The sequence below is a fragment of the Leucobacter sp. 7(1) genome (assembly GCF_900163635.1).
GTDB lineage: Bacteria > Actinomycetota > Actinomycetes > Actinomycetales > Microbacteriaceae > Leucobacter.
In genome coordinates this window covers 47,831-61,651 of sequence record NZ_FUID01000072.1, presented here as the reverse complement: position 1 = coordinate 61,651, position 13,821 = coordinate 47,831, and the positions used below count along the sequence as shown (strand labels likewise).

Below are 13,821 nucleotides of genomic sequence, written 5' to 3'. Positions count from 1 at the left end.
GTGTCTTTCGAGACCCCGAGCTACGCGGCAGCGGGAGACTCGGCGAGCGCCCGATCGATCGTGAACTGGCCGAGCACTCGGGTGCCGATGTAGAGCACGGCCGTCTGCCCTGGCGCGACACCGAGCAGCGGCTCAGCATGCTCCAGATCGATGTCAACCACGATTTCGTGGGTGGCATCGGCGCGGTGCTGTTCGGTACGTTCCTCTGCCAGAATCGGCACCAGGCTCGCGGTTGCGGGGACCGGCTCGGCGTGGGCGCGGATCTGCACGTCGCATCGGAACGTCTCGCTCGTGTCAAAGCCGGGCTCGCCCGCCCAGCTGAAGCGTCCACCAGCTATCCGGGAAATGGCGAGCCGGTCCTTTGGCCCCACCACCACCTGATTCGACACAGGACGGATCGACAGGACGTATCGCGGCTTGCCGTCCTCGGCGGGCCGGCCGAGCTGCAAGCCTCTGCGCTGCCCGACCGTATAGCCGTGCGCGCCGTCGTGGGTGCCGATGACGTCACCCGCCTCGTCGAGAATCTCCCCGGGCTCGCGAGAGACGTGATCCGAGAGCCACCCGCGCGTGTCGCCGTCCGGGATAAAGCAAATGTCGTGACTATCGGGCTTCTGCGCGACCTGGATACCACGCTCCGCGGCCTCCGCGCGCACGAGCTCCTTCGAGGGCGTATCGCCGAGCGGGAAGTAGCAGTGCGCGAGCTGGCGCTCCGTCAGTACTCCGAGGACATACGACTGATCCTTTGACCACGCGCTCGCTCGGTGCAGCTGCCGCCCATCGGGGCCGTCAAGAATTGTCGCGTAGTGGCCTGTCGCTACTGCATCGAAACCGAGCGCGATCGCCTTGTCGAGCAGCGCGGCGAACTTGATCTTCTCGTTGCAACGCATACAGGGGTTCGGCGTACGCCCGGCAGCGTATTCAGCAATGAAATCGTCGACAACATCCTCGCGGAAGCGCTCGCTCAGATCCCAAACGTAGTACGGGATGCCGAGCAGGTTTGCAGCACGCCGCGCGTCCATCGCGTCCTCGATCGTGCAGCAGCCACGCGATCCCGTCCGGATCGTTCCCGGCATTCGACTCAGTGCGAGGTGCACGCCTACTACTTCGTGCCCGGCCTCGACCGCGCGCGCAGCAGCAACCGCGGAGTCGACACCCCCACTCATTGCCGCCAGAACTTTCACCCGAATAGTCTAGGCCAGTCCAGCTGAACGCGCCCGCGCAATTGCGTCAGGCAGCGCGGTCAGTAGACGATCGATCTCGTCGGCCCGCGTGTCGGGGCCCAGCGTGAACCGCAACGCACCGGCCGCGTCTTCCTCCGGCAGGCCCATCGCGCGCAGGACGTGGGAGGTTTCGGCAACGCCCGCTTGGCAGGCCGAGCCCACCGACACCGACACGCCCGCGACATCGAGCAAGAACACAAGTGAGTCGCCCTGACATCCCGGGAACGTAAAGTGCGCGTTGCCCGGCACCCGCTCCGGCCCCGGAGCGGGACCGCGGAACACCGCCGCTGGATCCGCCGCCCGTACTCCGACGATGAGCGCGTCGCGGAGATCAGTCACGTGTGCGGTGTGCGCCGGTGTGGGAATCCGATCCGGCCCGATGGCGCGCCGCATCGCTGCAGCAAAGGCAACGGCACCCGCCACGTCTTGTGTGCCGGATCGCGCGCGCTGCTGTGTGCCGCCGTGAAGGAGCGGTTCGGCGGTCGTTCGCCGCCCCAGCACCAGCGCACCAACGCCCACCGGGCCGCCAATCTTGTGCGCAGATACGCTGAGAGCGGCCGCGCCGGATCGCGCGAAATCCACGGGCACCTGACCGAGGGCGGCGACTGCGTCCACATGGCTGGGGATTCCCGAGGCCGCCGCGAGCCTGCACAGCTCCGCAACGGGCTGGACGGTTCCGACCTCGTTGTTCACCCAGAGAAAGGTGAGTAGCGCGACCTGATCCGCCCCGGCCTCCGCGATTGCCGCGCGCAGCGTCTCCGGGGCAAGCCGCCCCGCACCGTCGATCGGGAGCCACACAAGCCGTGCGCCCTGCGTGTCGCGCAGCCACTCGGCCGCCTCCACGGTCGCGTGGTGCTCTCCCTCAGCGACGAGAATGACCGGTCCTGCACCGGCGCGGCGGCGCGCCCAGTAGAGCCCTTTGATCCCCAGGTTCACCGACTCCGTACCGCCCGCGGTGAGCGTGAGTTCCGCGTGATCGCAGCCCAGGGACCTCGCAAGCTCAGCGCGCGCTTCCTCAAGGGTTTCGCTTGCCCGCTGCCCGTGGCCGTGTGTCGAGGCGGGATTCCCGACGATCCGGAGTGCGCTCAGGTATGCCGCAGCGACCTCCTCCGGCATTGGAGAGGTCGCCGCGTGGTCCAGATAGGCACGGGGTTCGGACACGGGAATTCCCCTAGTAGAGCAGGTTTGCGAGCCGACCGCGGGCCGCAATGACGCGCGGGTCGGCGACGCCAACCACCTCGAAGAGCTCGAGGAGTCGCTCGCGGATCGCCGGGCGCGCCTCATCGTCGCTCCCCGCAAAGAGGTCAAGCACTCGGAGGAACGCATCCTCAATGTGGCCGCCCGAGAGATCCAGATCGGCTACGGCTAGCTGCTCCGGGATTCCGCTCGGGGCGGCGGCCGCAGCGGCCCGAATCTCTTCTGCCCCGCGGCCAGCAAGACGCTGGAGCAGCCGCATCTGCACAAGCGCAGCACGCGCCGCAGCATCGGCGGGTGCCTTTGCGAGGACCGCTTCCCACTCGCTCACCGCGGTGTCAAAGTCGCCCCGTTCGGCGGCCTCCACGGCGGCGACGTGCGCAGCCGGAATCTCGGGCTCGGCGGGCGCTTCGGGCATGTCTTCCGGCGCGGCGTCGGGTGCAGCGACCTGACCGGTGACCCCGTGCTGTTCGGCGAGCTGCAACAGCTGGCCAAACACCTCACGGATCTGTGCCTCGGGCTGCGCGCCCTGGAAGAGCGGCACCGGGCGACCGGCGACAAGGGCCACCACGGTCGGGATCGCCTGTGCCTGGAACGCTTGCACAAGTCCCGGGTTCGCGTCGGCGTCCACGCGGGCCAGCAGAACTCGGCCCCCAAACTCTCGCGTCACCCGCGCAAGAACAGGGCTCAGCTCCTTCGACGGCTCGCTCCATTCAGCGTGGAGATCGACGACCACAGGGACGACCGTGGACAGCTGAGCGGCCTGCTCGAAACTCGCGTCGGTGACATCCATCACGAGCGAGGGGACATCAACAACTCGGTTCGCCCCGGCCTCGCCCGCTGATGGTGTCGGGCCGCCGCCGGGCTGTGCGGGTGCCTGTGCCTTCGCTGCAAGGTGGCTCAGGTCCACGCCGCCGCCGGGAATTCGTTCGGGCATCTGCTGCGCCATGATTAGTTCCTCACTCCTACAAGCTCACTCGTGACACCGAGCAGCTCAATCTTCGCGTCTTCGGACTTGCTCGGTACGAAAAACAGCATCTGATGTGCGACCTCTTGTACGAGGCGTTCCTGTTCCCCGGTGAGTCCGGACAGCGCGGTCACAGAGTCCTTTGCCTGCGGCTTGTATCGACCCCCGTCGGCATCAACGATCTGCTCCTCGATGACGGTGGTTGCCACCAGTGCTCCCCCGGCACCTGTCGAGAGTGCCACCGGCTTCGCGTCGCCCTGTCGCGCAGTGACCGAGAATTTCATCGTCTGGCCCTTGCCATCCGACTCCGTTTGTGACTGCGTCGTGCGTGCCTTGCCGTAATTCTGCAGCAGCGTGTCCGTTTCGAGGTCGAAGTATTGCGCGGGTTCCGCGTCTGCACCGTCCTGGAGCAGTGTCGCGTATGCGGCACCCACCTGCGCGGGGGGCAGCGCCAGCGTTCCGATGTCGTTCGAGAGCAGTGCCGTGCCGTCCTCAGCGGGTGCTGCCTGCGGCATCGAGATGCCGCCCCGCAGCGCGATGACACGCGACACAAGGAAGTTCTCGTGCGGATTCTGCTGCGTCATGACAAGCGCCAGCGAGGGCGAAGCGATCTCCACAGCTTCTTCCCCCTCGGTTGGCACCGCGGTGGCCCCGGAGGTAGACGCAACGGTGATAAAGAGCGTGCGAGGCCAGCCCTCGGTGCTCTGTACAAGTTCGTAATCGAGTTCCTCGTCGGTGATCCGGGGAGGCACCACGGGGTACTCCGGGACCGCCGCCCGAATCGTGTAATTTGCGGCGCGCTGCGCGAGTGCGTCCCCGGTGAAGCGGTCGGCCAGGGCCGTCGCGTCAAGCGAATCGTCGCCGGTCGTCGCCGTTTCGGACACGTCAGCGATGATCCGCTTCAGCTGCCCGTCAGTCACGGGCACGGGTGCGATCGCCGACGGGCTTGTCGTCGGCGCCTCCTCTGTCACCTCCGGCGCTTCCGCTTGCGGCCAGTAGCTCGGGGAACAGCCGCTGAGCCCGAGCGCGACGGTGAGACCCACCGCTGGGAGCGCGGAGCGGCGGATCCAGCGGGGAGTACGCCGAGAGTGCACCCGGTTCTCGGCCCGAGCGGAATCGCTCGACGAGTTGCTCGACGAGTTGCTCGACTCTGGCACCCGTGCAGCACTGGAACCGCGCGAACGGCCCCCACCAAACACGTTCCGAATGCCCTGGAGCGGGCCACGGCGCCCCCGGCGCGGGCCGAGTCCGCGCCGGTCGTGATCCACCGCGAGCAAGTAGAGCAGTCCACCGATCACAGCCAGCGCCCCGCCGCCGACGAGCAGCGGACCTGCCCAGGGCGTGTTGCGGTCCTGTGCCCAGACGAGTGACACCTCTTGCGGAGCCGGCTGCGAACCGTCCGAGGCAATCAGTACTGACTGCTCCTCGGTCAGGGCGACCGGGACACGCAGGGTCTCTGGCTCAACACCGCTCCCGGTGTCATCGATTGCTCGTTCTTCAAGCCACAGGTCGCTCCCACGCGGATCGAGTCCAGTCTCTGCAGTGACGGTTTCGGTCTCAGCGTCCTCGTCCGGAGCCACGAGCGAACTCGTGAGGGCCTTATCCGCGACGTTGACATCGAGTGTGGTGTGCGCAAAGGGCGCCACCCACGCGTCAACGTCCCGAGTTGCGCCCGTCGCTACAAAGGCCTGCTCCCCCTGCACCACGACGTTTGCCTGGCCAGGCACCTTCGCGAACTCGGCACCGTTCACGACCGCGAATCCGGCCTCCGCAGTGGTCTTCACGGGGTAACTGATCTCAGCGGGGCCGGCCAGGAACGTACGCTGGCCAATCCCCATAATCAACAGCACGCCGGACAATACAAGCGTCGCAATCGCAAGCACGTATCGCACGTGAGCTCCTCACATTGGTTCTTCCATAACCGGCCGCACATCAGGGTCTTCATCCTTGCGCGCATTCGGGTCTTCAGCGGTCAACGCTACCGGAGCTTTCCGAAAGTGACATGCGGACCGCACCGGAATCCGCTCGGGAGCCGCGGAAATCCCCCACAACTCCCTGGGTTGTGAACTATCATGGACCTCACCATGCCCGTGCCGCTACCCTTTTGCTGCGTCGCGCCCGCGGGAGATCCCCGTTTTCAGATTCCGGAGCGCACGTGTCCGAAGCAGTTCAGCCATTCACCCCTGCCTTCCGCGGTTACAACCGCGAGGAAGTTGACGAGCGTGTCACCGCGCTGATGAGCCACATCGGCTCGCTCCAGTCGCACATCGAGTCACTGCAGGTCGCGCATCAAGAAGCGACGGGGATCGGCCAGGAGCAGCGGCAGCTCATCGCTGAACTGCAAGAGCAAGTCGCAGAGCTCGGGGCCAGTGGCTACTCGGGACTCGGGCTGCGGGTCGAGAAGAGTTTGCAGGTCGCAGAGGATCACGCCCAGCGGCTCATGGCTCAGGCGGATCTTGACGCTGAAAAGCTGCGCCGCTCCTCCGAAGCCGAAAGCGCGCGCGTCCTGACCGCCGCTCAGGAACGAGCTGATGAACTATTGCGCTCCGCGAGCGAGCAGGCTGACGTCCTCGTGTCCGGCGCGCGCACCGACACCGCGCAGCAGGACGCCATCGCAAACGCCGAGCGGGAGCGGCTCTGGGAAGAGGCCCGCCGCTCGGCTGAACTCACCCGGAGTTCCTCCGAGCGTGAGGCCCACACGCAGCTCGAGAGCGCCAAGCGCGAGGCGCAGGCGACTCTCGCCACCGCGCAGGCGGAGGCCGATCGCGTCACCACTGAGGCGCGTGCCGCCGCGGAAGACCTGCGATCGGTCACCGAACAACACGCAGTCTCGCTCGCGCGTCAGCAAGAAGAGAGCGAGCGCGAGGCGGAGCTGGAGCGTGCGCGGCTCGTCCGGGAAGGCGAGCGAGCGCGCACTGAGTTCGAGGCGAAGCGCCAGCGCGAGGAAGCGGAACTGGAAGAGCGCTTTACCGAACGCTCGCGCACCCTCGAAGCCGAGATCGATGCCCAACGCCGCGCGCTCACCGCTGAGATGGAGACGCTCCGCGGGCGTATCGCGCAGGAGCGCGCTGACCACGATGAGGCTCTCGAGACCGAGCGCACCCAGCACGAACGACGGATCGCCTTCGAACAGCAGACGCACCTCGATCGCAGCGCACAGGAGCGTACGGAGCATGAGGCCGCGATCGCGCGCGAGTTGGACGCCCACCGCGCCGAGCTCGCCACCCTGTCGGACCAGGCTGCCCGAGAGCAGGAACTCCTCACCGCGCGTGCTGAGCAGCAGCGCGCCGACGATCGCGCGCAGCTCGACGCCGAACTGGCTGCCGCGCGTGCGCAGCAGGAAACGCTCCTCAGCGGCGAGCTCGACACCCACCGCACGCGCATCGCGACCGAGATCGCCACTCACGAAGCCGATATTGCGCGGGAGCGGGAGGTCCACGACGACGCGCTCCGCGCGGAGATCGTGGCCCACGAGGCGCGGTTGCGCGACGAGCAGGACGCACACGATACGCGCCTCAGCACCGAGCTCGCGGCGCACAATCACGAGATTGCCACCGAGCGGGCCGGCCACGATGACCGCATCGCGCGTGAGAGCGAGGCACACGAACGCCGCATCGCCGAGGAGCGGGCCGCCCACGAGTCACTCATCGAGTCAGAGCGGGCCACACACGAAGCCGAGATCATCGGCGAGCGCGAAACGCACGACACGACGCTCGCCGCCGAACGCGCGGCTCACGACACTCAATTTCAGTCGGAACGGGACGCGCACGAGACAGCGATCGCGACCGAATCCGAGGCCCATGTCCTTCGGATCGGTGCCGAGCGCGCTGCGCACGAAAGCCGGATCGGTCAGGAACTCGCCGCCCACCAGGATCGCCTCATCGCGGAGTGGGATACGCACCGGTCGCAGATCGACGCGGAGCGCTCGACACACGAGCTGGAGCTCACCACGGAACGCGAGCAGGCTGCCACACAGCAGGCCCGCGGCTTCGCCGAGCACGAAGCACGTCTGGCGGACGCCACGACGGTGCAGGATGAACGCCTCGCCGCCCAGCTGGCGGCGCACCAACAGCAGTTGGCAGACGAGCAGGCCGCGGAATCTGAGCGAGCACGAATCGCCCGGGAAGAGGCCGCCGAAGCTCTGGGTCTCGAACGAGAAGAGCTTGAGCTCCGGATGGAGCGCGAGCGCGCGGCCCTCACCGCAACGCTGGCTCGTGAGCGCGCGGAGCACGACCGAGAGCTCGCTTCGGAACGCGAACAGCACGAGAACGACCTCAGCACGGAACGCGCAGCGCAGGAGGCGGCCATCGCCCGCGAGGTCGCCGCGCTCCGGAGCAGCGCTACCGAAGAGACCGACCTGCTGCGCGCCGACACTGTCGCGGAACTCGCGGACTACCGTGCCGCGGAGGAGTCACGTCTCAGTACACAGCGCACCGAAGTAGAAGACACCGTGCGCCGACTCCAAGAGCAGATTGCGACGGACTCTCGCACCTTCACCGTAGCCGCGTCGGAGCAGCGCGAGGCCCTCGAACAGGACCTTGCCACGCGACAGCGCGAAGCCGCAGAAGCGACGCAACGCGGGGTCGAAGCGGCAACCGCGGAGCTCACCGAGCTGCAGACGCAGTTGGCCGCAGCACGCGCCGAGCACGAGACGCTGACCCGCGATGCGGCACAAGAAGCCCGGACCATGCGAGCCGCAGCTGAGCGTCAGGCCGCCGAGATCGTTGTCGAGGCGGAACAGCGTGCGCAGGTCACCTTCGCAGCCGCGGAAGAGCGCGCCGCGAAGGTACTCGCCGCTGCTGAGGATCGCATGACCCAGCTGAAGGTGGAGCGGGGTGCCGTAGCGCGCTACTTCGAGAGCCTCGGCGAGGTCATCACGAACGCTCAGAAGATGAGCACCGTCGCTGGCCGCCTGGTCGAGGCACCGGTCGCCGAGGATATGCTCGCGCAGGAGACCGCAACGACACCGCAGGCAACGGACACTCCCGCTGAGAACTCCTAGTTCGGGGCGCGCCCGGGTGGCCGCCCCGATCCCCCACGCACGCCGCACTGGCAGGATGGAACTATGACGCTCACGGCCGCCGCAGACGGATCAGCACTCGGGAATCCCGGCCCCGCCGGCTGGGCCTGGGTAATCGATGAAACCCAGTGGCGGGCGGGCGGCTGGCCGCGGGCCACCAACAATCAGGGCGAGCTCATGGCTGTGCTGGATCTGCTGCTCGCCACCGCTCATCGCGCCGACGAACCGCTGCATGTGCTCTGCGACAGCCAGTACGTGATCAATTCTGTGACCCAGTGGATGCCGGGCTGGAAGCGGAAGGGCTGGCGTAAGGCCGACGGGAAGCCCGTGTTGAACCGGGACCTCCTTGAGCGCCTGGATGCAGCACTGGTGGGGCGAACTGTCACCTTCGAGTGGGTCAAAGGCCACGCAGGTCACCCGCTGAACGAGCTTGCTGACGACCGGGCTCGGGCCGCAGCCACCGCGTTCCAAGCGGGCCGTGAACCGGACGCAGGACCGGGAATTGCCGGTGCGGGGAGCTCCCCCACCGTCAATGTTGCGACACCACCGGCACCGCCCACCCTGTTTTAGTGCGCGGTTAGCTCAGGCGCCAGCAGTGTGCGTGGTAGTGCCGACGATCCCGCACGGCCGCACCGTCGCCAAACAGGTGCTCTGCTGACCAGGCGACAACGTGAGCCTGCCCCTGCGGGATCTCTTGCCCGCAATCCGGGCAGCGATACGCCTTCTCGGCGCGGTGAGCGGGGATCTCGCGCACAAACCAGTCTCGGCCGCGGCGCGTCTGCTGTTGAGCACCGCCGTGAGCGAGGCGCGTGACGTCGCGCATCTCGCCTGGCGGCACCCTTCGATGCTTACGGGGCATGGGTTCCCCGGATCACCACCAGTGGTTGGCGGTCCAGAACGCGTAGGCGGCCGCCCAGGAGCCGTAGCGGTCGACGGCGTAGCCGCTCGCCCAACGCAGGTTGTCTACAGGGTCGTAGCCGTTGCCGGGGACCTTGCTGCACGGGTATGCCTGAATGAGGCCGCACGCACCCGAGCTCGCGTTTGTCGCGTTGGGGTTCCAGGTGCTCTCCTTGGACGCGATGTAGTCCACGTAGCCCCAGTCGGCCTCGGGAATGCCAGCTGCGGCCATCCACTCCGCGGGAGAACCGCCGCCCGAGTACTTCGGGGGTGCGCCGAGACCAGCATCTGCGGAGCCGCCGGCAGCCTGAGCTGCCTGAGCAGCCTTCGCGGCTTCCTCAGCAGCCTTCGCTGCCTTGGCCGCTGCTTCGGCTTCCTTCTTCTTGCGCTCTTCCTCAGGATCCGGCATTTGGATCGTGGGGACATCCGCGTAGACGAGGTCGGCTTCGGCGGTCACGTTCGGAGTGAACTCCTGATGGATGCGTTCTTGGAACGCCATTGCTTCCGCATCGGCCTGGGCGCTGGGCAGCGCGAACGGCGCGATCACGGCCGCACCTAAGAAGCCCGCGACAGCGAGCCCGGCGACGGGGGCGCGAAAGCGCGACCAGCGGGAGACGGATTTTCCATTCAGTGATGCCACAATGTAACGATCTTATCTCAGCAAAGCTGTTTCGACAATGTGGAGTCCCGCTGGCGAGGGGGCCCGGCAGGGTGCACTAGCGGGTCGCAAGGATCAGCTCGACGACGCCATCGAGGAGCGCATCAACCTGATCCTCGTCATACCCGCGCCACTGCGAGTGGAACACCACATCTCGAACCTCGGCGGGTTTCAGGCCGAGCTCACGGCGCTCAAACATCTCGGAGACGCGGTCAAGAAAGGCGTCAACCTGTGAACGGCGGTAGCCGGTCGCGAAGAGACCGCGACGGCGGAACCGACGCCCCCGGGGGCGCTGGATCCGTCCCCGAACCTCGGAAAGCAGTGCTCGCGTCTCGTCCCACCAAGCGTCTTCACCGGAGGCACGTACCTTGGCGCGGCGCTCCCGTTCGAAGAAGACTTCTTCGAGCCGATCCAGCGCAGCGTCGACGTAGCGCGTCGCGTATCCGCCCCGCCGCATCGGGAATGCCGTATGGCGCACGTCTTCGGCGGTGAGGCCGGGCCCGCCGCCCTCGTAGGAAAGCCGGGCGCGGCCCAGAAACTCATCAACCGGCTCGGGGGCGTAGCCCTGTTGAGATCCGGGCGCGAGAGGAAATGAGGTGTGCACGGGACCATTCTGCCCGGCGCGCTGTCGGGGTTCCTGAGAGCGGGCAGCCATCAGACCACACCCAAAAAGAGCGCCACACCGTACACGCCGACTGCGGACGGCAGCAGCGAATCGAGCCTGTCCAAGAAACCACCGTGTCCTGGGACCCAGCTACTCATATCCTTCACTCCCAGATTTCGCTTGATGAGAGATTCGGTGAGGTCTCCCCCCGTCGCAGTGAGGAGCACAACGACACCGAGGATGATCCCCACCCACCAGGGCTGTTCAAGCGCAAAGATCGAGACGAGCACCCCCACGGTCATCGCGACGATGGCGGCCCCGATAAACCCCTCCCAGGTCTTATTGGGGCTGATCCGGGGCGTCATCTTGTGACGACCGAGGGTCACACCAGCGGCGTACGCGCCCACGTCCACGGAGACCACGATCAGCACGAGGGAGAATACCCACCACTCCCCCCGCTCGGCATCAACGAGCAGGACGGTGAATGAGGCCAGGAATGCGACGTAGACAAGGGTGAAGAGCCCGGAGAACACGTCACGGATCAGTGTCCGGGGCGGTGTCTCCCACGCAGGAAGCAGTCCTTCCAGCAGACGCCAGACGGTGAGCAAGGCCGATCCCGCGAACAGGCCCAGCAGCATCCCCTCAGCGCCCCAGAAATAGGCACCGGCGACAACCGTGAGGCCGCCCAGCACGACGCCAATTCGAGGAACCCGTCGTCCTGCGACGCGGAATGCGGAGGCGAGCTCGACAAGCGCCACCCCGACAAGCGCCGCAACGAGTACGACAAACAGTTCCTTGATCAGGAGCAGGCTGACGAGGAACACCCCGCCGAAGACAAGCCCGGAGAGAATCGCGAAAAACAGGTTGCGCCCCGCGCGTGCTTCGATTCGCGCGTTGGTCGCCTCAAGCTGCGCGCGCGTTGTTTCCAGGGCGCTGCGCAGTTCCTCGCGTTTCTCCGAGCCGGACATGCCGCCTAGACCTCCAGCAGCTCAGCTTCTTTGCGCTTGAGCGCATCATCGATCTGCTCGATGAACTGCTTCGTCACAGCTTCGAGCTCCTTCTCTGCGCGGGCGACCTCATCCTCGCCAAGATCGCTCTTGAGGGCCTCGAGATCGTCCTTGCCCTGACGGCGCACGTTGCGAATTGCAACGCGTGCGTCTTCAGCACGACCCTTCACAATCTTCACGAACTCCTTGCGGCGTTCCTCGGTGAGGTCGGGCAGCGTTACGCGAATGACGGTGCCGTCGTTCGAGGGGTTCGCGCCAAGGTTGGGCATGTCGCGGATCGCCTGCTCGATGTCCTTCATCGCGCCCTTGTCGTAGGGCGTGATGAGGAGGCTGCGGGCGTCCTGATTCTGGACCGAGGCGAGCTGCGGCAGCGGCGTGGGCGTGCCGTAGTAGTCGACCTGCAGGTTCTGCAGCAGAGCGGGCGTCGCACGGCCGGTTCGCACCGAGGCAAAGCCGTCCTTCGCGGACGCCACTGCGCCGTTCATCCGGTCCTTGATGTCTACGAAGACCTCTTCGATCACGGTGTTCTCCTTATGTGTTGCCGAACTGCTTCAAGCTTAGCGGTGTACCAGGGTTCCGAGCTTCTCGCCACGGATCGCCGCGGTCACGTTTCCGGCGGGCTCCATACCAAACACGCGCATGGGCATCCCGTTATCCATGCACAGGCTGAACGCTGTGGAGTCGACAACCTTGAGGCCCTGGACCAGAGCTTCGTTGTAGCTGATGTCGTGGATCAGCGTCGCGTTCGGATCCTTCGCGGGGTCCGCGGTATACACACCATCGACGCCGTTCTTTGCGACGAGGACCTCGTCAGCGTGGATCTCGAGCGCACGCTGCGCCGAGACTGTGTCGGTGGAAAAGTACGGGAGGCCTGCGCCGGCTCCGAAGATCACCACACGCCCCTTCTCCAGGTGGCGCACGGCACGCAGCGGAATGTAGGTCTCGGCAACCTGCGTCATCGTGATTGCGGACTGCACTCGGCTTGAGACGCCAGCCTGCTCGAGGAAGTCCTGCAGGGCGAGGGCGTTCATGACGGTGCCCAGCATGCCCATGTAGTCCGCACGAGCGCGATCCATGCCGCGCTGCGAAAGCTCGGCGCCACGGAAGAAGTTGCCACCGCCCACCACAACGGCGACCTCAGCGTGCTCCATTGCTGCTGCGATCTCGCGGGCGATCTGGCTGACAACGTCGGGGTTGACCCCGAGCGTGCCCCCACCGAATGCCTCGCCAGAGAGCTTCAGCAGAACTCGACGCTTGCGGTTTGCGGTCTCGGTCATGTGGGGGTCTCCTTTGTGGGGCGCGGTGGGGGAAAGAATAGGGAACGCCTCAGTTGAGGCAATAGTAGTGCGGGCATAGCACAGGACCCGGACCAAAATGGCCCGGGTCCTGTGAACACCAGTTAGGCGCCGACCTTGTTTCGTGCGAAACCGGTCACCGTGATCCCGGCCGCAGCCGCGACCTTCTGGACCTCGCGCTTTTCGTCGTCAAGCGCGTGAACCTGCTCGCCGAGCACGACCTGCTTGAAGAACGCGTTCAGACGCCCCTCAACGATCTTCGGGAGTGCAGCCTCAGGCTTACCCTCGCTCTTGGAAATCTCGGTGACGATCTCGCGCTCCTTGTCGACGTCGGCCGCGGGGACCTCGTCGCGCGTCACGTAGATCGGATCAGCGAAGGAGATGTGCCGTGCAATGCTGAGGGCAACGTCCGCGCCCTCGCCCTCGTACCCGACAACCACGCCGATCTGCGGGGGCAGATCCTTCGAGGTCTGGTGCAGGTACACCGAGGTAGCCGGTGCCTCGACACGAGACACCTTGCGGAGCACGATGCGCTCGCCCAGGATCGCCGACTCGTCGGTGATCACGTCAGCAACGGTCTTGCCCTCGAGGGGAGCCGCGAGGGCTTCCTCGACGGTGCCAGCCGAAGCGGCGACAATTGCATCGATGACACGATCAGCCAGGGCGATGAACTTCGCGTTCTTCGCGACGAAGTCGGTCTCGCACACGAGCTCGATCATCGTGGCAGCGCCATCGCTCTGACGCGCCGCAACGAGACCCTCGCTCGCCTCGCGGTCGCCGCGCTTGGCAACACCCTTGAGGCCCTTGAGACGCAGGATCTCAATCGCCTTCTCGATGTCGCCCTCAGCCTCGACGAGCGCGTTCTTGCTGTCGAGCATGCCGGCGCCGAGACGCTCGCGCAGCTCCTTCACAGCGGCCATGCTTACTGCAGCCATGTGTGACTCCTTTTGAGTGGTTCA

At 66.3% G+C, this 13,821-nt stretch carries 13 protein-coding genes; 2 read left to right on the top strand and 11 right to left on the bottom strand.

Translation table 11 applies throughout. The features are described from left to right. Nucleotides 1-20: 20 nt before the first annotated feature. The 4 genes from mnmA to FM113_RS13855 are packed head-to-tail and all read right to left on the bottom strand — an operon-like array spanning nucleotide 21 to nucleotide 5,273. Nucleotides 21-1,181 carry a tRNA 2-thiouridine(34) synthase MnmA gene (gene mnmA / locus FM113_RS13870; protein WP_087015412.1) on the bottom strand — a complete coding sequence of 387 codons (1,161 nt, stop codon included), beginning with the start codon at nucleotides 1,179-1,181 and terminating at the stop codon, nucleotides 21-23. A gap of 9 nt (nucleotides 1,182-1,190) precedes the next feature. Next, a complete protein-coding gene (locus FM113_RS13865; RefSeq protein ID WP_254909022.1) occupies nucleotides 1,191-2,381 on the bottom strand; it encodes a cysteine desulfurase family protein in 1,191 nt (396 codons plus the stop codon). A gap of 10 nt (nucleotides 2,382-2,391) precedes the next feature. Next, on the bottom strand, nucleotides 2,392-3,363 hold the full coding sequence (locus tag FM113_RS13860) for a tetratricopeptide repeat protein (RefSeq protein WP_087015410.1): 972 nt from the start codon (nucleotides 3,361-3,363) through the stop codon (nucleotides 2,392-2,394). Nucleotides 3,364-3,365: 2 nt separating this feature from the next. Further along, nucleotides 3,366-5,273, bottom strand: coding sequence for a glycosyltransferase (locus FM113_RS13855; protein ID WP_087015409.1), 1,908 nt, complete (start codon nucleotides 5,271-5,273; stop codon nucleotides 3,366-3,368). Between the two features lie 263 nt (nucleotides 5,274-5,536). On the opposite strand from FM113_RS13855, the gene FM113_RS13850 reads away from it, so the two are divergent. After that, nucleotides 5,537-8,383, top strand: coding sequence for a hypothetical protein (locus FM113_RS13850; RefSeq protein WP_087015408.1), 2,847 nt, complete (start codon nucleotides 5,537-5,539; stop codon nucleotides 8,381-8,383). Nucleotides 8,384-8,446: 63 nt separating this feature from the next. Continuing rightward, nucleotides 8,447-8,971, top strand: coding sequence for a ribonuclease H (locus FM113_RS13845; RefSeq protein ID WP_087015407.1), 525 nt, complete (start codon nucleotides 8,447-8,449; stop codon nucleotides 8,969-8,971). A 7-nt stretch (nucleotides 8,972-8,978) separates the two neighbouring features. Here the strand turns inward: FM113_RS13845 and FM113_RS13840 are convergent, their stop codons facing one another. From FM113_RS13840 to tsf, 7 genes are all read right to left on the bottom strand, one after another. Beyond that, nucleotides 8,979-9,224, bottom strand: a complete 246-nt coding sequence (locus FM113_RS13840; protein ID WP_254909021.1) for an ATP/GTP-binding protein — start codon at nucleotides 9,222-9,224, stop codon at nucleotides 8,979-8,981. A gap of 48 nt (nucleotides 9,225-9,272) precedes the next feature. Next, entirely contained in the window at nucleotides 9,273-9,938 is a 666-nt protein-coding gene (locus FM113_RS13835; protein ID WP_254909020.1) for a transglycosylase SLT domain-containing protein, read from the bottom strand. Nucleotides 9,939-10,014: 76 nt separating this feature from the next. Further along, entirely contained in the window at nucleotides 10,015-10,560 is a 546-nt protein-coding gene (locus FM113_RS13830) for a DivIVA domain-containing protein (protein ID WP_254909019.1), read from the bottom strand. Between the two features lie 50 nt (nucleotides 10,561-10,610). Next, entirely contained in the window at nucleotides 10,611-11,528 is a 918-nt protein-coding gene (locus tag FM113_RS13825; protein ID WP_087015404.1) for a phosphatidate cytidylyltransferase, read from the bottom strand. 5 nt (nucleotides 11,529-11,533) lie between these two features. Next, nucleotides 11,534-12,088 carry a ribosome recycling factor gene (gene frr, locus FM113_RS13820; RefSeq protein ID WP_087015403.1) on the bottom strand — a complete coding sequence of 185 codons (555 nt, stop codon included), beginning with the start codon at nucleotides 12,086-12,088 and terminating at the stop codon, nucleotides 11,534-11,536. 36 nt (nucleotides 12,089-12,124) lie between these two features. Then, on the bottom strand, nucleotides 12,125-12,844 hold the full coding sequence (gene pyrH, locus FM113_RS13815; RefSeq protein ID WP_087015402.1) for a UMP kinase: 720 nt from the start codon (nucleotides 12,842-12,844) through the stop codon (nucleotides 12,125-12,127). A 122-nt stretch (nucleotides 12,845-12,966) separates the two neighbouring features. Then, complete coding sequence (gene tsf / locus FM113_RS13810) at nucleotides 12,967-13,797, bottom strand: translation elongation factor Ts (protein ID WP_087015401.1); 831 nt, start codon at nucleotides 13,795-13,797, stop codon at nucleotides 12,967-12,969. Between the last annotated feature and the right edge of the window lie 24 nt (nucleotides 13,798-13,821).

Bases quoted from the DNA above. Each gene is read 5' to 3' on its own strand.
- FM113_RS13860 (WP_087015410.1), bottom strand. From the start codon at position 3,363: ATGGCGCAGCAGATGCCCGAACGAATTCCCGGCGGCGGCGTGGACCTG.
- FM113_RS13845 (WP_087015407.1), top strand. From the start codon at position 8,447: ATGACGCTCACGGCCGCCGCAGACGGATCAGCACTCGGGAATCCCGGC.
- FM113_RS13840 (WP_254909021.1), bottom strand. From the start codon at position 9,224: ATGCGCGACGTCACGCGCCTCGCTCACGGCGGTGCTCAACAGCAGACG.
- FM113_RS13825 (WP_087015404.1), bottom strand. From the start codon at position 11,528: ATGTCCGGCTCGGAGAAACGCGAGGAACTGCGCAGCGCCCTGGAAACA.
- pyrH (WP_087015402.1), bottom strand. From the start codon at position 12,844: ATGACCGAGACCGCAAACCGCAAGCGTCGAGTTCTGCTGAAGCTCTCT.
- tsf (WP_087015401.1), bottom strand. From the start codon at position 13,797: ATGGCTGCAGTAAGCATGGCCGCTGTGAAGGAGCTGCGCGAGCGTCTC.